The organism is Labrys sedimenti (genome assembly GCF_034424805.1).
In the GTDB taxonomy this organism is placed as follows: Bacteria; Pseudomonadota; Alphaproteobacteria; order Rhizobiales; family Labraceae; genus Labrys; species Labrys sedimenti.
In genome coordinates this window covers 1,131,698-1,151,234 of record NZ_JAXOUF010000001.1, presented here as the reverse complement: position 1 = coordinate 1,151,234, position 19,537 = coordinate 1,131,698, and the positions used below count along the sequence as shown (strand labels likewise).

General features: G+C 62.8%; 16 protein-coding genes. 14 read left to right on the top strand and 2 right to left on the bottom strand.

What is annotated here, in order from left to right:
* Window positions 1-203 precede the first annotated feature (203 nt).
* The 13 genes from U1R88_RS05570 to lpxB all read left to right on the top strand — a co-directional run bounded on the left by U1R88_RS05570 (window position 204) and on the right by lpxB (window position 13,973).
* A complete protein-coding gene (locus tag U1R88_RS05570) occupies window positions 204-1,217 on the top strand; it encodes a 30S ribosomal protein S2 (RefSeq protein WP_068296046.1) in 1,014 nt (337 codons plus the stop codon).
* Window positions 1,218-1,383: 166 nt separating this feature from the next.
* Window positions 1,384-2,313 (top strand): translation elongation factor Ts, encoded by a 930-nt coding sequence (gene tsf / locus U1R88_RS05565; RefSeq protein WP_322430336.1) that lies wholly within the window; start codon window positions 1,384-1,386, stop codon window positions 2,311-2,313.
* A gap of 117 nt (window positions 2,314-2,430) precedes the next feature.
* Window positions 2,431-3,147, top strand: a complete 717-nt coding sequence (pyrH, locus tag U1R88_RS05560; protein WP_068296050.1) for a UMP kinase — start codon at window positions 2,431-2,433, stop codon at window positions 3,145-3,147.
* Between the two features lie 34 nt (window positions 3,148-3,181).
* Window positions 3,182-3,742: a ribosome recycling factor gene (frr, locus tag U1R88_RS05555; RefSeq protein ID WP_068296052.1), complete on the top strand. Its 561-nt coding sequence runs from the start codon at window positions 3,182-3,184 to the stop codon at window positions 3,740-3,742.
* A 133-nt stretch (window positions 3,743-3,875) separates the two neighbouring features.
* Window positions 3,876-4,646, top strand: coding sequence for an isoprenyl transferase (locus U1R88_RS05550; protein WP_322430335.1), 771 nt, complete (start codon window positions 3,876-3,878; stop codon window positions 4,644-4,646).
* 109 nt (window positions 4,647-4,755) lie between these two features.
* The gene (locus U1R88_RS05545; protein ID WP_322430334.1) at window positions 4,756-5,580 is read left to right on the top strand and encodes a phosphatidate cytidylyltransferase; all 825 of its coding nucleotides are present in this window, start codon (window positions 4,756-4,758) and stop codon (window positions 5,578-5,580) included.
* Between the two features lie 52 nt (window positions 5,581-5,632).
* Window positions 5,633-6,757, top strand: coding sequence for a M50 family metallopeptidase (locus U1R88_RS05540; protein ID WP_082980099.1), 1,125 nt, complete (start codon window positions 5,633-5,635; stop codon window positions 6,755-6,757).
* A gap of 173 nt (window positions 6,758-6,930) precedes the next feature.
* Window positions 6,931-9,201: an outer membrane protein assembly factor BamA gene (gene bamA, locus U1R88_RS05535; protein ID WP_322430333.1), complete on the top strand. Its 2,271-nt coding sequence runs from the start codon at window positions 6,931-6,933 to the stop codon at window positions 9,199-9,201.
* A gap of 266 nt (window positions 9,202-9,467) precedes the next feature.
* Window positions 9,468-10,544, top strand: coding sequence for a UDP-3-O-(3-hydroxymyristoyl)glucosamine N-acyltransferase (gene lpxD / locus U1R88_RS05530; RefSeq protein ID WP_322430332.1), 1,077 nt, complete (start codon window positions 9,468-9,470; stop codon window positions 10,542-10,544).
* A 69-nt stretch (window positions 10,545-10,613) separates the two neighbouring features.
* Entirely contained in the window at window positions 10,614-11,078 is a 465-nt protein-coding gene (fabZ, locus tag U1R88_RS05525) for a 3-hydroxyacyl-ACP dehydratase FabZ (RefSeq protein WP_068296063.1), read from the top strand.
* Complete coding sequence (gene lpxA, locus U1R88_RS05520) at window positions 11,078-11,914, top strand: acyl-ACP--UDP-N-acetylglucosamine O-acyltransferase (protein WP_322430331.1); 837 nt, start codon at window positions 11,078-11,080, stop codon at window positions 11,912-11,914. The genes fabZ and lpxA overlap by 1 nt, the downstream gene beginning before the upstream one ends.
* On the top strand, window positions 11,911-12,801 hold the full coding sequence (locus tag U1R88_RS05515) for an LpxI family protein (RefSeq protein ID WP_322430330.1): 891 nt from the start codon (window positions 11,911-11,913) through the stop codon (window positions 12,799-12,801). The genes lpxA and U1R88_RS05515 overlap by 4 nt, the downstream gene beginning before the upstream one ends.
* Window positions 12,802-12,803: 2 nt before the next feature.
* The gene (gene lpxB, locus U1R88_RS05510) at window positions 12,804-13,973 is read left to right on the top strand and encodes a lipid-A-disaccharide synthase (RefSeq protein WP_322430329.1); all 1,170 of its coding nucleotides are present in this window, start codon (window positions 12,804-12,806) and stop codon (window positions 13,971-13,973) included.
* Window positions 13,974-14,049: 76 nt separating this feature from the next.
* Here the strand turns inward: lpxB and gltA are convergent, their stop codons facing one another.
* The gene (gene gltA / locus U1R88_RS05505) at window positions 14,050-15,342 is read right to left on the bottom strand and encodes a citrate synthase (protein ID WP_311935025.1); all 1,293 of its coding nucleotides are present in this window, start codon (window positions 15,340-15,342) and stop codon (window positions 14,050-14,052) included.
* 304 nt (window positions 15,343-15,646) lie between these two features.
* Window positions 15,647-17,077: a glutamate--tRNA ligase gene (gltX, locus tag U1R88_RS05500; protein WP_322430328.1), complete on the bottom strand. Its 1,431-nt coding sequence runs from the start codon at window positions 17,075-17,077 to the stop codon at window positions 15,647-15,649.
* 201 nt (window positions 17,078-17,278) lie between these two features.
* Here gltX and U1R88_RS05495 point away from each other — a divergent pair, with 201 nt between their 5' ends.
* Window positions 17,279-19,528, top strand: coding sequence for a ComEC/Rec2 family competence protein (locus U1R88_RS05495; RefSeq protein ID WP_322430327.1), 2,250 nt, complete (start codon window positions 17,279-17,281; stop codon window positions 19,526-19,528).
* Window positions 19,529-19,537: the final 9 nt, after the last annotated feature.

Below are 19,537 nucleotides of genomic sequence, written 5' to 3'. Positions count from 1 at the left end.
GCGCAGGATCGGACTTCATCGTGATGGCGGATGTCTAGGGGGCTTGCCTAATCGGCCGCATCCGCTTATAGAGCGCGCCATTCCACACGCGGACGAAGCGGCCCTGCCGCTCCGGTGCCGTGTTTTGTTTCGTCCGCAATGGCGCGGCGAAGCAGGCACGGTAGATGTCCGCGGAGGCCTTATCAAACCGGAGTTACAACTCTATGGCACTGCCAGATTTCTCTATGCGCCAGCTGCTCGAAGCTGGAGCCCATTTCGGCCATCAGTCGCACCGCTGGAACCCCAAGATGGGGCCCTATCTCTTCGGCGTGCGTAACGGCATCCACATCATCGACCTCGCCCAGACGGTTCCCGCGTTCCATCGCGCCCTGCAGGCCGTGTCGGACACGGTTGCCCGTGGCGGTCGCGTGCTGTTCGTCGGCACCAAGCGCCAGGCCCAGGACGCGGTTGCCGATGCGGCCCGCCGTTCGGCCCAGTATTACGTCAATTCGCGTTGGCTCGGCGGCACGCTGACCAATTGGAAGACGATTTCCAACTCGATCCAGCGCCTGCGCAAGCTCGACGAGCTGCTCTCCGGTGGTGCTCAGCAGGGCTACACCAAGAAGGAGCGCCTCGACCTCACCCGCGAGCGCGACAAGCTTGAGCGCGCCCTCGGCGGTATCAAGGACATGGGCGGCACCCCCGACCTGATCTTCATCATCGATACCAACAAGGAAGACATCGCGATCAAGGAAGCCCGCCGCCTCAACATCCCGGTGGCTGCTGTCCTCGATTCGAATTCCGATCCGGATGGCATCACCTTCCCGATTCCGGCCAATGACGACGCCGGCCGCGCTCTGTCGCTCTATTGCGATCTCGTCGCCCGCGCCGCTCTCGACGGCATCTCCCGCGCCCATGGCGACATGGGTCTCGACATCGGCGCCGAAGAAGCTCCGCTGGTCGAGGAACTGCCGGTCGCCGACGAGGCTGCCCCCGCTGGCGAGCTCTTCGAGCTGCTGTCGGCTCCGCGCGGTGCGCCCGACGACCTGACCAAGCTGACCGGCGTCGGCCCGCAGCTCGAGAAGAAGCTCAACGAGGGCGGTATCTGGCACTATTGGCAGGTCGCTGCCATGACCCCGGAAGACGTCGCCAAGGTCGATGCCGAGCTCAAGCTCAACGGCCGTATCGATCGCGACGGCTGGGTGGAACTGGCTCGCAATCTGGTTGCCGGCGCCTGACCTTCCAGGGTCTGTGGTTTTTTGGGCTGCAATCTGATTGCAGCCTTCCTATCTATTCCTGAACACGGCCCGGTTGCTCGCCTTCCAATTGTGATGTTGGAGTGGTAAGCGCCGGGCCGCTTCCCATCACCGGACTAGTTCCGGTTTCCCAAAGAGGTATCCTGCGATGTCGAACATTACCGCCGCCATGGTTAAAGAGCTGCGCGAACAGACCGGCGCGGGCATGATGGATTGCAAGGCAGCGCTCACCGAGACCGCCGGCGATCTGGAAGCCGCCGTTGACTGGCTGCGCAAGAAGGGCCTGTCCAAGGCCGCCAAGAAGGCCGGCCGTGTCGCCGCTGAAGGGCTCGTTGCCGTTCTGGTCGACGGCAATCAGGGCGTTGCCGTAGAGGTCAATTCCGAGACCGACTTCGTCGCCCGCAACCCCGAGTTCCAGGATCTCGTCTCCGGTATCGCCGAAGTCGCCCTGAAGACTGGTGAGGATGTCGAGGCCATCAAGGCTGCCGGCTTCCCCGGCGGCGGTTCGGTGGATGAGAAGATCGCCAACACGGTGGCCAAGATCGGCGAGAACATGTCGTTGCGCCGCGCCAAGATCGTCTCGGTCGGGCAGGGCGTGCTGGCAACCTATGTCCACAATCCCGTGATTGCCAACAAGGGCCGCATCGGCGTGATCGTGGCGCTCGAATCGACCGGCAATGCCGAGAAGCTGGCCGAGCTCGGCCGTCAGATCGCCATGCATGTCGCTTCCTCGAACCCGGTTGCGGTCGATGCCGCCGGCGTCGATGCAGCGACCATCGAGCGGGAGAAGACCGTTCTCGCCGACAAGTATCGCGAGCAGGGCAAGCCGGAAGCGGCGATCGCCAAGATCGTCGAGAGCGGCATCAAGACCTATTTCAAGGAAGTGACCTTGCTGGAGCAGGGCTTCATCTTCGATCCCTCCAAGTCGGTCGGCCAGGCCGTCAAGGAGAGCGAAGGTGCCGCCGGCGCGCCGATCAAGGTGGCGGGCTTCGTGCGTTACGCCCTCGGCGATGGCATCGAGAAGCAGGAAAGCGACTTCGCGGCCGAAGTCGCTGCCCAGGCCGGCCACGCCGCCTGAGCCTCTTCTTCCAGGAATCGCCGCTGGCCGTATTTCGGCCATGTGGATGACGGAGATCGACAACAGGCGGCCATGGGCCGCCTGTTGTATAAGTGGCCAGCGAATCGGAGAGCAATCATGGCGGTCCTTCCCTACAAACGCGTCCTGGTGAAGCTTTCCGGCGAGGCATTGATGGGAGGCGAGGCCTTCGGCATCGACCGGGCCACGGTGCGTCGCATTGCCGAGGACGTGATCGAAGCCGTCAAGCTCGGCGTCGAAGTCGCCGTGGTGGTGGGCGGCGGCAATATCTTCCGCGGCTCGCAGATCGCGGGCATGGGTCTGTCGCGGCCTGCAGCAGATTCCATGGGCATGCTCGCCACCGTGATGAACGTCATCGCGCTCGAGGCCCAGCTCGCATCGCTCGGCCAGTCCGCCCGCGCCATGTCCGGCGTCGCCATGCCGTCGGTGGTCGAGACCTATACGCGTCAGCAGGCGATGGAGCACCTCGCCAAGGACCGTGTCGTGCTGCTGGCGGGCGGCACCGGCAATCCCTTCTTCACCACCGATACCGGTGGCGCGTTGCGCGCTGCGGAGCTGGAATGCAATGTCCTGATGAAGGGCACGCAGGTCGATGGCATCTACTCCGCCGATCCCAAGAAGGATCCGGCTGCGACCCGCTATGATCACATCACCCATGACGAGGTCATTCGCAAAGACCTCAAGATCATGGATACGGCGGCGTTTGCGCTTGCCCGCGAGGCTCGCTTGCCGATAATTGTTTTTTCGATTCAACAACCCGGATCCCTGGCAGCCGTGCTGCGTGGAGAAGGGCGTTGCACCCTGGTCACTCCCTGACCGCTTCCATCAAAGAAATTTCGAGGGCAGGAACATGACTGCGTCATTCGATATCGCCGAGGTCAAGCGCCGCATGGAAGGCGCGCTCAATGCGCTGAAACATGAGTTGGGTGGACTTCGTACCGGCCGGGCCTCTTCTTCGCTGCTCGAGCCGGTGCATGTCGATGCCTATGGCGCCAGCATGTCGCTGTCGCAGGTCGCTACCATTTCGGTGCCCGAACCGCGCTTGATCAGCGTGCAGGTCTGGGATCGCGGCATGGTTGGTGCCGTCGAGAAGGCGATCATGAATTCCAATCTCGGTCTCAATCCGCAGACCGAGGGCCAGGTGATCCGGCTGCGTATTCCCGAGATGACGCAGGATCGCCGTAAGGAACTGGTCAAGGTCGCGCATAAATACGCAGAATCGGCACGCGTGGCGGTGCGGCATGTCCGTCGCGACGGCCTTGATATCCTGAAGAAGACGGAGAAGGACGGTGCCATCGGCGAGGACGAAGAAAAGCGTCTGGCCGATCAGGTGCAGAAGGCGACCGATGCGATGATCGCCGAAATCGACAAGACGCTCGTCTCCAAGGAGAAGGAAATTATGCAGGTGTGACGGAAGAGGGTTGCAGACTATCCGCAAGGACTATTCTACTTCCCCAATTCGACACCAATTATCCACTGTCTATCCGATGATCGTTCGATAGAATTCGTGCCAGCCGGTTCGGCGGAGAAGCTTCGAGGCACCAATGTTTGGCAGGGACGAAATCGACGATACCACCGTGGCGGCCCCGCCGACTCATGTCGCCATCATCATGGATGGCAATGGCCGTTGGGCCTCCAAGCGCCTGATGCCCCGTTTCGAGGGGCATCGCCGGGGCGTCGAAGCGCTCAGGCGGACCGTCCGCGCCGCCGCGGAACTGGGCATTCGCTATCTTACGCTCTACTCCTTCTCCTCGGAGAATTGGTCGAGACCTCGAACCGAGGTCGACTATCTCATGGGATTGGTGAAGCGTTTCGTTCGCAACGATCTGGCGGACCTGCATGCCAACAATGTTCGGGTGCGCATCATCGGCGAGCGCGAGGGGCTCGACGCCGAACTTGCCGAACTCCTGGTCGAGGTCGAAAACCTCACCGCTGCCAATACGGGGCTGACCCTGGTGGTGGCGTTCAACTATGGCGCCCGGCAGGAGATCGTCGCTGCCGCACGGCGCCTGGCCCAGCAGGTGGCAGAGGGGACGCTCAATCCGCAGGACATCACGGCCGATGCCCTTGCCGCCAATCTTCATACTCATGATATTCCGGATCCGGATCTGGTCATTCGAACCTCTGGCGAACAGAGGCTTTCCAATTTCCTGCTTTGGCAGGCGGCCTATGCCGAATTCGTCTTCGTTTCCCTGCTCTGGCCGGATTTCGATAGGCGCGCCCTGGAGGCTGCGTTGGCCGAATACCATGCTCGTGATCGTCGTTTCGGGGGGCTCGGCGAAGCCAATCCGCCCCGTCAGGCCAATTCCGGCTAGGGCAATATCGTCGGCGTGCCTGTGGGGGATGATGTGAGAGCAGTTTTGTGTCGGGGGATAACGGCTGGCCGTCCGCGGGGGACGGTTTCATCCGCCCGTGGTCTCTGACATGGCGGGCGTATCCAAGGCCAACTGGTCCGATCTTTCCATCCGTATCGCCTCGGCCCTGGTCATGGCCGGGCTGGCGCTGGCCACCGCCTGGTGGGGCGGGCCGCTCTTCGCGTTGTTCTGGTTTCTCGCAGCCGCAGCCGTCCTGTGCGAATGGCTGTTCCTGATCGCCGGCGGCCGACGGGATTGGTTGATCGTTGCGCTTGGTGCCGGCTTGCTCGCGGTATCGACCGTGCTCGCCCAGAGCGGGCAGGGAGGCGCAGCCCTGCTGACAGTCCTGGGAGGCGCGGCGGTGATGGGGGGGCTGGCCTGGGGGAGAGGGGCGATGCAGCCTTTGCTGGTCGCGGCCGCCTTGCCCTATGCGGCCTGCGTGGTCTTGCCGGCTACCCTGCTAAGGTTGGACGAGCCCTATGGCATGCGCGCCATTTTCGTGCTGTTCGCCATTGTCTGGGGCTCTGACGTGCTGGCCTACTTTACCGGCCGCACCTTTGGCGGGCCGAAGCTGTGGCCGAGGGTCAGCCCAAAGAAAACCTGGTCGGGTTTCATCGGTGGTACGGTGTTTGCCGCCTTGGCCGCCGGCCTGGTTGGCGGCTCCCTTGTTCTGGTTCCCATAGGCGCGGTGCTGGCAGCGATCTCTCAGGGGGGCGATCTCCTTGAATCCGCCTTGAAGCGTCGCTTTGATGCCAAGGACGCGAGCCATCTGATCCCGGGTCATGGCGGCGTCATGGATAGGCTCGACGGCTTCCTGGCGGCGGCACTGGCCGCCTTGCTGATCGGACTTGTGCATGCCGGCTTGCACCCGGCCCAGGGCTTCATTGTGTGGTAGTGCCGAAAAAGCAGGGCGGTCTGGCCTGGCTTCTGGTGCGTGAGGGGAACGGATGATGGGTCTTCTGGATAGTTTCGGTCTCGGTGCCCTCGGCTTCGTGCCGTTCATCGTGATCATTTCCATCCTGATCTTCTTTCACGAGCTTGGGCATTTCCTGGTCGGGCGCTGGTGCGGCGTGAAGGTCGTGACCTTCTCGATCGGCTTCGGGCCGGAATTGTTCGGCTATGACGATCGGCACGGCACCCATTGGCGCATCGCGGCAATCCCGCTCGGTGGCTATGTGCGCTTCTTCGGCGATGCCAATGCCGCTTCCCTGCCCGATGAGGAGCGCAACCAGTTGATGACGCCGGAGGAGCGGGCGGTCAGCCTGTTCCACAAACCGGTCTGGCAGCGCATCGCCATCGTGGCGGCAGGTCCTTTGGCCAATTTCATCCTGGCCGCCTTCGTCTTCGCCGCCGCATTCTCGATTTATGGTTACCCGAATTCTGACGCCATTATCGGGCCGATCAAGGCTGATGGGCCGGCGGCCAAGGCCGGCCTGCGCAAGGGTGACCGGATCGTCGAGGTCAACGGCACCAAGGTCACACTGTTCGACCAGCTTCCTGAGCTGATTTCGGCCGAGCCGGGACGTCCTGTGAATCTCACCATCGAGCGGGGGCAGGAGAGTTTCGACGTGAGTGTCACGCCGGAAACCCGCACCTTCACCACGCCGGATGGCAAGACCATTTCGCGGGCGATCATCGGCATCGGCCCCGGCGGCATGTCGCGCCTCGATCCTGTCTCCGCGCTGTGGCAGGGTACCAAGGAAACGGGGCAAGGTATTGGTGCATCAGCGAAATTTATCTACGATCTTTTTGCGGGGCGCGGCGATCCCAAGCAGGTGACGGGCATTGTCGGCATTGCGGTAGCCTCCAAGACGATCACCGAAACCATCGGGTTCGCCGGCCTGATCCTGCTGACGGCGGGGCTATCGATTTCGGTCGGCTTCATCAATCTGTTGCCGATACCGGTTCTAGATGGCGGTCATCTGGTCTTCTACGCCATCGAGGCGATCCGAGGCCGGCCGGTTGGAGCGCGCGCGCAGGAGTTGTCCTTCGGCATCGGGCTCATGTTGATAATTACAATCACCGTTTTGGTGTTGGGCCATGATCTGTCACAGCAATTATCGGGCGGCTGAGAGGGCGTGGCGGATTCGCAACGGTCTCCCAAAAAAGGACGGATGGCGGCCGAGGGTCGGTTTGCATGCGTCCGGAAACCCTGTAGAAGCATTTCCAATGAGAGCAATGCGGGCTGGCGAGGTTTGGCGTTGAACTCGACTTGGTTTGGTAAAAAGAGTGGGATTTAGACCCGATGGCAACAGCAATGTACAAGTTGAAGCTGGGCGTTGCCCTCGCGGCCGTCGCGGTTCCGTCGTTGTTCGGGGCCTTCGTGGCATCTCCCTTGGTGGGCACGGCTGAAGCCGCTCCGAGGAAGCATGTTGCGTCGCGCTCGGCGCCGATCGTCAACCGCATCGTGTTCGAGAAGAACAAGAAGGTCACCGCGGACCAGCTGTCTTCCATCATGGAGACCAAGCCTGGTAGCCAGGTGAACCAGGCTACCCTCAACGCAGATATCGATCGCATGCGTGAGGCCTATAACCGGACCGGTCGCTCGACGGTGCAGATTACCTACCGCGAAGTCCCGCTGCCGAACAATCGCGTCGACCTCGTCTTCACCGTGGCTGAAGGCTCGAAGGTCGGCATCGACTCGATCAACTTCGTCGGCAACAACAATTTCTCCGCCTGGCGCCTGAAGCGCCAGATGGCGACGGTCGAGAGCGGCTATCTCGGCTGGCTACGCACCACCGACACCTACGATCCGGATCGCCTCGCTGGCGACGAGGAGCGCCTGCGCCAGTTCTATGTGAACCACGGCTATCCCGACTTCCGCGTCGTCTCCATCGTTCCGTCGCTGAACGAGAAGCAGGATGCTTATGTCCTGACCGTTACGGTCGACGAGGGCCAGTACTACAAATTCGGTCCTTCGCAGGTTGAATCCAGCATTTCCGACGTCAACCCGGCCGATCTCCAGGGCGACGTCCAGTCCTGGAACAACTGGACCTACCGTGGCGAGGACGTGGACAAGACCGTCGAGGACATGACGGTCAAGCTGGCTGCTTCCGGCCATCCTTTCGCCCAGGTTCGTCCTCGTGCGGTGCGCGATGCCGGCGGCAATATCATCAGTGTCAACTATGTCGTGGAAGAGGGCGCGAAGGTCTATATCGAGCGCATCAATATCCGCGGCAATACCCGCACGCGTGATTATGTGATCCGTCGCGAGTTCGATATCGGTGAAGGCGACCCCTACAACAAGGCGCTGATCGAGCGGGCCACCCGCCGGCTGCGGAATCTGGGTTACTTCAAGAACATCCGCGTCACCAACGAGCCGGGCTCGGAGCCTGATCGCGTGGTCGTCAACGTCGAGGTCGAAGACCAGTCCACCGGCGAATTCTCGCTGGGCGGCGGCTATTCCACCTCGGACGGCTTCCTCGGCGAAGTTTCGCTCACTGAGCGCAACTTCCTCGGCCGCGGCCAGTATGTGAAGGCTTCGGTGCAGTATGGCCAGCGCACGCAGGGCTACAGCCTGTCCTTCACCGAGCCCTATTTCCTCGGTCAGCGCATCGCTGCCGGCTTCGACCTGTTCTCGAAGACGACCGATGACAGCGACTACAGCTACTACAAGGACCAGACTACGGGTGGTACGTTGCGTGCTGCCTTCCCGATCACCGAGAACTTCACCGTCGGCGTGAACTACACGATCTATTCGGAGAAGGTGACTATTCCGGATCGTCGGTACACGGATAACGACTTCAGCAATGGCGAAGCTTCGGTTGCCATCAAGGAGCTGGCTGCGGACGGACGCCGCTTGGTTTCGATGGCAGGCTATACGCTGACCTATAACACGCTGGACGATCTCAAACAGCCGAGTTCGGGTGTCTATGTCCAGTTCAAGCAAGACGTTGCAGGCTTGGGTGGCGATGCCAAGTTTATCAAGCAGTCGGTTGACGGGCGGTACTACTATTCGCTGACAGATGACCTCACCGTGATGGTTCGTGGTCAGGGCGGCTATATGCACGGCTTCGGTGACGATAAGCTGGCGATCGTCGACCAGTACAGCCCCGGACCCGATTTGGTACGTGGTTTCGCTCCCGGAGGTATCGGCCCGCGTGATATCGCAGGTGGCTCGAAGGGTAATGGCCTTGGCGGCACGACCTATTTCGGCGGCACGGTGGAACTCCAGTTCCCGATCTTCGGCCTACCGCGTGAGGTCGGTTTGCGGGGCGCGATCTTTGCGGATGCCGGTACTGTGTTTGGATATGGCGGTACAAAATTCGCCCCTTATTCATGTGTCGCTACGTCCGGCGGCGGTGGCGATTGCGACGCCGGTGGTGGCGCTGGTAGCGGCAAGAATACCAGGACCTTTCATTTGATCGACGAACACAAGATTCGTTCGTCTGTTGGCGCCAGTCTGCTATGGGCCTCGCCGCTTGGCCCGCTGCGCTTCGACTACGCCTACGTCCTGACGAAGGCAAAGCATGACGACACGCAGGCCTTCCGTTTCGGCACGATCGTCAACTATTGATGATCTGACCTGACGTTTTCGCCGGCCGGTCCCTTGGGGCCGGCCGGTTTTTTGTTCGCACAGTGGCATCCCCTGGATGTTGCAACGAACGGACATATTCGGTGTTTTGCATCGCGGCCCTTTCCTCGTGTATGGGCTGGCGCATGAATGTCCAGGCCGGTAACGCTTTTGCAAAGGGACTGGTCTATTCATAATGGAAAAGATCACCGGTTTCGGAGCAGCCACTCGAAGCCGGATTTGGAGGGGCTGACCGTAGCGTGGACTTGATGACGGATCCGGTATTCTTTCACGCGCGCAACCGCCTCACCGTTGCCGATATCGTCGAGCTCACCGGCGCGGAACCCGTGGCAGGCCTATCGCTGGACCTGACGGTCGAACGGGTTGCGCCGCTCGATCATGCGGGGGAGGGCGATCTGAGCTTCCTCGAAAATCCGCACTACCTGCCGATGCTGGAAACGTCCAAGGCTGCGGTCATCCTGATCTCTCCCAAATTCGTCGATCGTGCCCCGAAACATGCACCGCTGCTGGTGGCGCGCGAGCCCTATCGCGCCTTTGCCCAGATCGGCATGGCCCTGTTCCCGGATGCGGCACGCCCCCAATCCTTCTTCGGGGCCAAGGGGATTTCACCGGGTGCCGTCGTGCATCCCGAGGCGAGGCTCGAGATCGGCGTGACGGTCGATCCGGGTGCCGTCATCGGGCCCCGTGCGGAAATCGGGGCCGGCACCATCGTCGGCGCCAATGCCGTGATCGGTCCGGATGTGCGGATCGGGCGCGACTGCTCAATCAGTCCCAATGTCGTGATCCAGCATTCGCTGGTCGGCAACCGCGTCATCATCCATGCCGGGGCGTGCCTCGGCCAGGATGGTTTCGGCTTTTCGATGGGGCCGCGCGGCCATCTCAAAGTGCCGCAGGTCGGCCGCGTCGTTGTGCAGGACGATGTCGAGATCGGTGCCTGCACCACCATCGATCGCGGCGCCAACCGGGACACCATCATCGGCGAGGGCACCAAGATCGACAATCAGGTGCAGATCGCCCACAACGTGATGGTCGGCCGGCACTGTGTGCTGGTGTCCAAGGTCGGGATCTCTGGTTCGACCGTTCTGGAGGATTTCGTGGTGATGGGCGGCGCCTCTGCCACGGTTGGCCATATCCGCATCGGCATGGGTGCGCAGATCGCCGGCGCCGCTAATGTCAAGAATGATGTGCCGCCGGGCGCACGTATGGGCGGCACGCCGGCCCAACCGCTGGGCGATTACGCCCGCGAACTGGCTCTGCTGAAAAAGCTGGTCAAGAATTCGCGGGTTCGATCGGGGCAGGGAACGGATGAGGGATCCGCTCCCTGAGGGGGCGAAATGGAGTTTGGCTTAAGCGCTCTGGCCGAAGGCCGAGCCGGTTCAGGAAACGAGACCTACATGAGTGAAGCAACCCCTGGAACGCTGGAAACCGCAGATATCGGCAAGCTCCTGACGTTGCTGCCGCATCGCTATCCCTTCCTGCTTGTGGATCGCATTGTCGAAATCGATGGCGACAATTCCGCCGTCGGCATCAAGAACGTCACCTTCAACGAGCCGCATTTTACCGGCCATTTTCCCGAACAGCCGGTGATGCCGGGCGTGCTGGTGATCGAAGCGATGGCCCAGACGGCCGGCGCGATTTGCGTGCTCAGCACGGAAGGCAAGGCCAAGCCGAAGGTCGTCTATTTCATGACCATCGACGAGTGCCGTTTCCGCAAGCCGGTCACCCCGGGCGACCAGATGCGCCTGCATCTGACCAAACTGAAGAATCGCCGCAACATGTGGTGGTACAAGGGCGAGGCCAAGGTCGACGGCGTTACGGTAGCCGAGGCCGTGGTTTCCGCCATGCTGGTTACCGAATAATGGTCGGGGGGGCTCAACAGACCATTCATCCCACCGCCGTCATCGAGGCCGGAGCGACGCTCGGCGAGGGCGTCAGTATCGGCCCGTTCTGCGTTGTCGGGCCTGAAGTGACGCTGGCGGATGGTGTCACGTTACATTCGCATGTCGTGGTCACCGGGCGTACCAGCATCGGTGCGCGTACCAAGGTGTTCCCCTTCGCCTCGCTGGGGCACCAGCCGCAGGATCTCAAATATGCCGGCGAACCCTCGGATCTCACCATCGGCAGTGATTGCCTGATCCGCGAAGGGGTGACGATGAATCCGGGTACCAGCGGTGGCGGCATGCATACCGTGGTCGGCGATCGCTGCGCCTTTCTTGCCAATTCCCATGTCGGGCACGATTGCAGGCTCGGCAATAACATCATTCTATCCAATGGTGTTTTGCTGGCTGGCCACGTTTCGGTGGGCGACTACGCCATTCTCGGAGGCGCGGCGGCGGTGATTCAGTTCGCACGGGTCGGCGCGCATGCTTTCGTCGGTGGCCTGTCCGGCGTCGAGAACGATCTGATTCCTTTCGGCATGGCCCTGGGCGATCGCGCCAGCCTGGCCGGCCTCAACATCGTCGGCCTGAAGCGCCGCGGCTTCGGGCGGGAACAGATCCATGCATTGCGCCACGCCTATCGCATGCTGTTTGCCTCCGCTGGAACGTTGAATGAGCGGGTCGAGAGGGTTGCCGAGACCTTCGCCGATCAGGCAGCGGTCATGGAGATCGTCGATTTTGTGAGAGCCGGCGGCCATCGTGCCCTGGTAACGCCGCGCGATGCGGCGGCGCGCGATCTCGCAGGCAGCGAGGCGTGAGCACACCGCCTGTTGCCGGGGTGGTTTCGGCATTGCCTGCCTTGGCGGTCATCGCTGGGGCAGGGCGTTTGCCGGCCGAGATCGCGGCAGAGGCTGCAAAGCGAGGCGAAGCTGTCGCGATCTTGCCTTTGAAGGGATTTGCCGACGCCGATTTCGCAGGCTACGCCCAATATCCCGTCAGCCTGATCGATCCGAAGGGGGTTCTGCAGGAATTGGCTCGGGCGGGCGCTGGCCGGGTGGTTCTGGCCGGTGCCGTGCATCGGCCAGGGCTTGGCATGGTACGCTCAGGCATCCAGGCTGTCCGGCACCTCGATGAAATCCGCAACGTGCTCGAGGGCGGTGACGACAATCTCCTGCGAGGCGTGATCGTCTTCCTGGAAAAGCACGGTTATGCAGTCGTCGGCGTTCGGGACGTCGCGCCGTCGCTGATGGCGCCCGTGGGGCCGCTTGGCCGCTTGTCGCCGAGTCCGGCCGAGATCGAGGGGATCGCTGTCGGCCGGCGCGCTCTTGCCGCCATGGGAGCCGATGATATCGGCCAGGGGGTGGTCGTCGCCCAAAAGCGCGTGCTGGCCGTCGAGGCAGCCGAGGGCACCGACAATATGATCCGGAGGGTGGCTCTTTTGCGCCGGTCCGGCTTGCTCGGGCGTCTGCTGCGCCATGGCCGACCGCCTGTGGCCGAGCAGGATGGCGGCGTGCTGGTGAAGGCAGCAAAGCCGGAGCAGGATTTCAGGGCCGACCTTCCGGGCATCGGCCCGCGTACCGTGCGCCTCGCCAAGAAGGCCGGTCTCGCAGGTATCGCCATCGAGGCGGGCAATGTTCTCGTGCTGGAGCGTGATGCCACCATCGCGGCAGCCGATGCGGCAAACCTATTCCTTGTCGGGGTGTGACGATGACGGATCGGCCTTTGAAGATCGCCATCGTCGTGGGCGAACATTCCGGCGACCAACTCGGTTTCAAGTTGATGCAGGCCCTGCGAGCACAGGCCGGTGCGCCCGTGGTGTTCACGGGCACGGCTGGCCCCGCCATGACGCGCGAGGGCATGGAAAGCCTGTTTCCCCTCGATGATATCGCGGTGATGGGCTTTGCCGCCGTGATCGGCCGCTTTCCCACGATCTACCGGCGGGCCTGGCAGGTGATCGACGCCATCGTTGCCGATCCGCCGGATGGCCTGGTGATCATCGACAGCCCGGATTTCACCCATGCCGTCGCCAAGCGTGTGCGCCGGCGCCTGCCGCATCTGCCGATCATCAATTATGTGTCGCCCAGCGTCTGGGCCTGGCGCCCGGGCCGGGCCGTGTCGATGCGGGCCTATGTCGACCATGTGCTCGCCTTGCTGCCCTTCGAACCCGAAGCCTATCGCCGGCTGAACGGTCCGCCCTGTTCCTATGTCGGCCATCCCCTGATGGAACGCTTGGGCGAATTGCGGCCCGATGCCGAGGAGGAGGCGATCCGGCAGGGAGCGCGGCCGCTGGTGTTGGTGCTCCCGGGCAGCCGCTCGAGTGAAGTGGGATTGCTGACAGAAGATTTCGGCAGGACGATCGAGCTCTTGTCGACCAGGATCGGGCCTTTCGATGCCGTGCTGCCGACGGTACCGCGCCATGCCGAACGTTTGCGACAGGCGACGGCCGGCTGGGCTGTGAAGCCGCGCATCATCACTGACCCCGATGAGAAATACGCGGCCTTTCGCCAGGCACGGGCAGCGCTGGCGGCATCGGGCACGGTGACGCTCGAACTGGCCCTGGCGCAGGTGCCGATGATCGGCACCTATCGCTTTCCGGCCTGGGAGGCCTTCCTGGCGAGGCGTCTGGTCAAGGGACGTTTCTTCCTGCTGCCCAATCTGATTCTGGACCGCCCGGCGGTGCCCGAACTCTTCCAGGAAGAGGTCGTGCCGGATCGCCTCGCCGAGCTAATGATCGGATTGCTTGGGAATACCGAGGAACGGCGTGCCCAGATACACGCCTTCGACGAGATCGATCGGCGCATGCAGGTTGTGGGAGAGACGCCCTCGCAACGAGCAGCCCGCATCGTGCTGGAGACCATTGCTGCCAAGGCGAGATAAGAGATTCGGGCGCGTCAGCCGGAAGCGCAGGAACTGGAAACGAGAAGGGCGGATCCGAGGATCCGCCCTTCGCTATTTAGCGGCGCTGGGCCGGCGAGACGTAGTCGCGGCGGGCCGCACCGGTATAGAGCTGGCGCGGGCGGCCGATCTTCTGGGACGGATCCTCGATCATTTCCTTCCACTGGGCAATCCAGCCGACGGTGCGGGCAAGGGCGAACAGCACGGTGAACATCGAGGTCGGGAAGCCCATCGCCTTCAGTGTGATGCCCGAATAGAAATCGATGTTGGGATAAAGCTTCTTCTCGATGAAGTATTCGTCATGCAGGGCGATGCGCTCGAGCTCCAGCGCCACCTCGAGCAGCGGGTCATCCTTGTGACCGAGCTCGTTCAGCACCTCGTGGGTGGTGCGCTGCATGATCTTGGCGCGCGGATCGTAGTTCTTGTAGACGCGATGGCCGAATCCCATCAGGCGGAACGGATCGTTCTTGTCCTTGGCCTTGGCGATATATTGCGGAATGCGATCGACGGTGCCGATTTCCTGGAGCATCTTGAGGGCAGCCTCGTTGGCACCGCCATGGGCGGGGCCCCACAGGCAGGCGATGCCGGCCGCGATGCAGGCGAAGGGATTGGCGCCCGAGGAGCCGGCGAGGCGCACCGTCGAGGTCGAGGCGTTCTGCTCGTGATCGGCATGCAGGATGAAGATGCGATCGAGAGCGCGGGCCAGGATCGGATTGGGCTTGTAGTCCTCGCAGGGGACAGAGAAGCACATGCGCAGGAAGTTGGACGGATAGTCCAGATTGTTCTGCGGATACACGAAGGGCTGGCCGATGGTGTATTTGTAGGCCATCGCAGCCAGGGTCGGCATCTTGGCGATCAGCCGCATCGACGAGATCATGCGCTGATGCGGGTCGGAGATGTCGGTGGAGTCGTGATAGAATGCCGAGAGGGCGCCGACGGAGGCGACCATCACCGCCATCGGATGGGCGTCGCGGCGGAAGCCCTGGAAGAAGCGGGCCATCTGCTCATGCACCATGGTGTGGCGCGTGACGCGATAGTCGAAGTCCGCCTTCTGCGCTGCAGTCGGCAGTTCGCCGTAGAGCAGTAGATAGCAGGTCTCGAGGAAGTCGCCATGCTCGGCGAGCTGCTCGATCGGGTAGCCGCGATAGAGCAGCACGCCCTCATCGCCATCGATATAGGTGATCTGGGATTCACAGCTCGCCGTCGAGGTGAAGCCGGGATCGTAGGTAAACATGCCCGTGTGCTTATAAAGGGGCGCAATATCAACAACCGTCGGACCAACGGAGCCGGCCTTGGTCGGCAATTCGATTGCCTTGTCACCAATAGTCAGAGTCGCCGTGTTACCGCTCATGCAATCCTCCTTGTACGGAAATACGCGGTCACGCCTTGGCCAGAAAGGAGCCCCCCGGCTCAAGTAAGGCCTACGTATCGCCGATCCGTCGGTGTTGGGTAGACCATTTGCTGCAATGCCGCAAGAATGACGAAGAGGTGAACCGAAGGTTCGGTCGCGGGCTCGATCCCAAGGCCTCCGGCTTCCCCCGATTGGGCCACCTTGACGCGAAAGCTTTTCAAACCTTTCGCGTCAAAGCTGCGAAAGCGACACCTATTGCGTGAATTCCGACGGATAGGCAACGCTGATCATGCGGCGCTTGGTCTCAGCCGACCTGGTCTCTGAGGCGGGCCAGGCTCTCCTCGCGGCCGAGCACGGCCAGCACGTCGAAGACGGGCGGGGAGGTGGTGCGGCCGGTGAGGGCGGCGCGCAGCGGCTGGGCAAGGGAGCCGAGCTTGGCGCCGGTTTCCTCGGCTGCAGCCCGTACCGTCGCCTCGGTCGCCGTTGCGTTCCACTCGGTCAGCGCTTCGAAACGGGGCAACAGCATGGCGATGGTCGCCCGTGCTTCCTCGCTCAGCATGGCCTTGGCCTTGTCATCCAGCGGAAGGGGGCGCGAGACAAACAGGAAACTGGCGCCGTCCAGCAGTTCCACCAGCGTTTTGGCACGCTCCTTGAGACCCGACATGGCCGCGAGCAGTTGAGAACGCTTGGCGCCGTTGCCGGCGGCAAGCTGGGCGGCGAGCACCGGGCCATCGGGAAGATGGGGCAGCAACTGGTCGATGGCGGCGAGCAACTCCTCATCCGTCGAGTTGCGCATATAGATGCCGTTGAGATTTTCGAGCTTCTTGAAATCGAAGCGCGCGGCTGATTTGCCGATGGCACCCGTATCGAAATGCTCGATCATCTCCTTGGTGGTGAACACCTCCTGGTCGCCGTGGCTCCAGGACAGGCGCACCAGATAATTGCGCATGGCCGCCGGGAGGTAACCCATGGCGCGATAGGCATCGACGCCGAGCGCGCCATGGCGCTTGGAGAGCTTGGCACCATCAGGCCCATGGATCAGTGGAATATGCGCCATATGCGGCACTTCCCAACCCATGGCTTCATAGATCTGCTTCTGGCGGGCGGCATTGGTGAGATGATCGTCGCCGCGAATGATGTGGGTGATGCCCATGTCGTGGTCGTCGACCACCACGGCCAGCATATAGGTCGGCGTGCCGTCGGAGCGCAGCAGGACGAGATCGTCAAGATCCTTGTTGGCCCAGCGCACGGTACCCTGGACGTCGTCATGGATGACGGTCTCGCCCTCGATAGGGGCACGCAGGCGGATCACCGGCTTGACGTCCTTGGGGGCGGTGGCCGGGTCGCGGTCGCGCCAGCGACCGTCATAGCGCGGCGGACGCCCTTCCTTGCGGGCGAGCTCGCGCATCTCCTCGAGCTCCTGCTGGGTGGCGTAGCAATAATAGGCCTTGCCCTGGGCGAGCATCGACTCGGCGACCTCGCGATGACGGGCCGCGCGGGCAAACTGGAAAATCGGGTCCCCGTCCCAGTCGAGGCCGAGCCAGGCCAGGCCGTCCAGGATGGCTGATATGGCGGCATCGGTCGAGCGTTCGCGATCGGTGTCCTCGATGCGCAGCAGCATCTTGCCGCCCTTGGCCCTGGCAAAAAGCCAGTTGAACAGAGCCGTGCGGCCACCGCCAATGTGGAGAAAGCCGGTAGGGGAAGGAGCAAAGCGGGTAACGACGGGAGTGGACATCGAAGCTGGCAATTCCAAGGAAGGGTGGGGCGGATCAGGGCGGAGGAGCGTTGAGCTCTTGGCTAACCCGGATCACATCAATAAGCTTGGGGCTTTAGCACAGGGTTTCATCGGACGGTAGCGGCGGGGGCGCCTTTGCCTGAGAATGATCGGGGCCGCACGCGAGTTGGTGTCCTCGGTGGAAGGCCGGGACAGCGGGGATTGGCGCTGCCCGGCGGTATGCTGTTCGGGCAGGGGCTGCAACAACTGCTGGCCTGGCTGGCGGCCGGGCTTGCGGCCGAGATGGCCGCCTTCGAGCTTGCTCTCGTCGTTCCGATCTTTCTGGGCCTGGGTGTCATCGCCTATTTCGCCGCACCGGAAGAGCCCAGTCTTGTCTTGCCCGCGCTCCTCACCGTGGGCACGGCCTGCCTCGCCTATGGCTTGCGGGCGCGCTGGTGGCTGCATGTCAGCCTGGTCTGCCTGGCGGCCGTAGGAGCAGGTTTTTGTTCTGCCAAGCTTCGCACGATGAGCGTCGCCGCGCCGCAGCTTTCGCGGTCGATGGCGGGAACCGTCACGGGGCTTGTCCTTTCGGTCGAGCCTCGCTTGGGCAGCAGTGCCCGCATCGTCATCCGGCCGGTCTCGGTGGAGAAACTGGAGCCTGCCGCCATGCCGGCTCGCATTCGCCTCACGGTCCGCAAGGGCAGCGAAATTGAGGCCGGTGACAGCATCAGCCTCAAGGCCATCATGCGGCCGCCACCATCACCTGCCTTGCCGGGCGGTTACGACTTTGCACGCGATGCCTTCTTTGACGGCATTGGTGGCGTTGGCTTCGCAGCGGGCAAGATCTCACCTGCCGCCAGCCCGGTCGAAGCGAGCTGGGCGGAGGTCTTCACCATCTGGATCGACCGGCAGCGCAACCATCTGACCGGGCGGATCGTCGAGACGATACAGGGGGAGAATGGGGCGATCGCAGCATCGCAGGTTACCGGCAAACGCGGCCAAATACCCGGCGATGCCAATGATGCACTGCGTGCTTCCGGCCTCTACCATGTTGTTTCGATTTCCGGGCTGCACATGGCCCTGTTTGCGGGCGGGCTGTTTGGCCTCATCCGCGCCGTGTTGGCCTTGTCGCGCCGTATTGTGCTCTATCGGGGCACCAAGGAACTCGCCGCGATGCTCTCTCTGCTGCCGGCCGCGGCCTATACGCTGTTTTCCGGTGCCGAGGTCGCGACCGTTCGTTCCTTCCTGATGACGGCCATCGTGCTGCTGGCCGTGGCGCTGGGGCGCAATGCCATCACCCGGCGCAACGTCGCCCTCGCTGCAAGCTTCGTGCTGCTGACCACGCCGGAGCAGTTGCTGGGGCCGAGCTTCCAGATGTCCTTTGCGGCGGTGGCAATGCTGGTGATCGCACATGAGCAATGGAGCCGGCGTAAGCGAGAGAAACCCACGATGGCGTGGGAGAGGGCTATTGGAGGAGCGGTAACCCTGGTGCTTGCCATGATGCTGACGACGATCGTCGCCTCGCTTGCCACGGCACCGTTTTCCGCCTTTCATTTCCATCGCCTCACCCTGCAGTCACTGGCTTCCAACCTCGTCGCGACTCCCATCGTTTCCTTCCTGATCATGCCACTCGCCATGCTGGCGCTGGTGGCCGAGCCGTTCGGCTATGGCGCTCCATTCTGGCAGGCGATGGGCTGGGCGGTCGGCTTGTTCATGCAGGTGGCCCGTTCGGTTGCTACTTGGCCCGGTTCCGACCTCGTGATGCCGCAATTTTCGTCCGTTGCTCTCGGATTATTCGCCCTGACGCTGGTTGTGCTGACTATCCTGCGCACGCGTCTCGCTTTGCTGGCCTTGCTGCCCCTTGGCGGGGGCATTGCCCTGGCCGCGACAGCGCCGCTGCCGGTGGCTCTGTTCGGCTCCAACGGCTATGCGGCTCTCGTCCGCAAGGGCGATCAGTTGACGGTGCTGGCGCAGCGGTCCGACGCTTTCACCGTTCAGCAATGGCTGCTGGCGATGGGTGATCGGCGCAAGCCCGAAGATCCCACTCTGGCGGCACGGCGCCTCTGTGACAGGGAAGGATGTTCTGCGCCTATCGAGGACGGCGGGGTCTTCATGCTCGACAAGACCAGCAACGCTGCCGAAGAGGATTGCGGTCGCGTCAGCGTCCTGGCCGGGCCGGTTTCGATCGGTGCCCGTTGTGCCGCGCTTGGCCTGACACTGGACCGCGAGCTGATCCGCGCGGCCGGCTCGATCGCGCTCTATGCCGGCCCCCGCGGCGACGATGGCCGCCTCACTTGGCGCATCGTCACGGCGCGTGACCTCGAGGGTTCCCGCCCGTGGGCTCCCGCCAGGACGAGGCCGGCTTCCAGTGTTGCACCGCCCGCTGCAAAGGCTCCACTTGTCGATCCGCCTCAGGGCTCCGCTATCCCCGACGCAGATCTGGGACCTCCGCAGCCGAATGCTGATGACTGACATATTTCC

What these genes read in the sequence shown, in the direction of transcription:
- gltX (WP_322430328.1), bottom strand. Translation starts at nt 17,077, where the DNA reads ATGTCCACTCCCGTCGTTACCCGCTTTGCTCCTTCCCCTACCGGCTTT.
- fabZ (WP_068296063.1), top strand. Translation starts at nt 10,614, where the DNA reads ATGAGTGAAGCAACCCCTGGAACGCTGGAAACCGCAGATATCGGCAAG.
- frr (WP_068296052.1), top strand. Translation starts at nt 3,182, where the DNA reads ATGACTGCGTCATTCGATATCGCCGAGGTCAAGCGCCGCATGGAAGGC.
- lpxD (WP_322430332.1), top strand. Translation starts at nt 9,468, where the DNA reads ATGACGGATCCGGTATTCTTTCACGCGCGCAACCGCCTCACCGTTGCC.
- pyrH (WP_068296050.1), top strand. Translation starts at nt 2,431, where the DNA reads ATGGCGGTCCTTCCCTACAAACGCGTCCTGGTGAAGCTTTCCGGCGAG.
- U1R88_RS05540 (WP_082980099.1), top strand. Translation starts at nt 5,633, where the DNA reads ATGATGGGTCTTCTGGATAGTTTCGGTCTCGGTGCCCTCGGCTTCGTG.
- U1R88_RS05570 (WP_068296046.1), top strand. Translation starts at nt 204, where the DNA reads ATGGCACTGCCAGATTTCTCTATGCGCCAGCTGCTCGAAGCTGGAGCC.
- gltA (WP_311935025.1), bottom strand. Translation starts at nt 15,342, where the DNA reads ATGAGCGGTAACACGGCGACTCTGACTATTGGTGACAAGGCAATCGAA.
- bamA (WP_322430333.1), top strand. Translation starts at nt 6,931, where the DNA reads ATGGCAACAGCAATGTACAAGTTGAAGCTGGGCGTTGCCCTCGCGGCC.
- U1R88_RS05545 (WP_322430334.1), top strand. Translation starts at nt 4,756, where the DNA reads ATGGCGGGCGTATCCAAGGCCAACTGGTCCGATCTTTCCATCCGTATC.
- lpxB (WP_322430329.1), top strand. Translation starts at nt 12,804, where the DNA reads ATGACGGATCGGCCTTTGAAGATCGCCATCGTCGTGGGCGAACATTCC.
- U1R88_RS05550 (WP_322430335.1), top strand. Translation starts at nt 3,876, where the DNA reads ATGTTTGGCAGGGACGAAATCGACGATACCACCGTGGCGGCCCCGCCG.
- lpxA (WP_322430331.1), top strand. Translation starts at nt 11,078, where the DNA reads ATGGTCGGGGGGGCTCAACAGACCATTCATCCCACCGCCGTCATCGAG.
- tsf (WP_322430336.1), top strand. Translation starts at nt 1,384, where the DNA reads ATGTCGAACATTACCGCCGCCATGGTTAAAGAGCTGCGCGAACAGACC.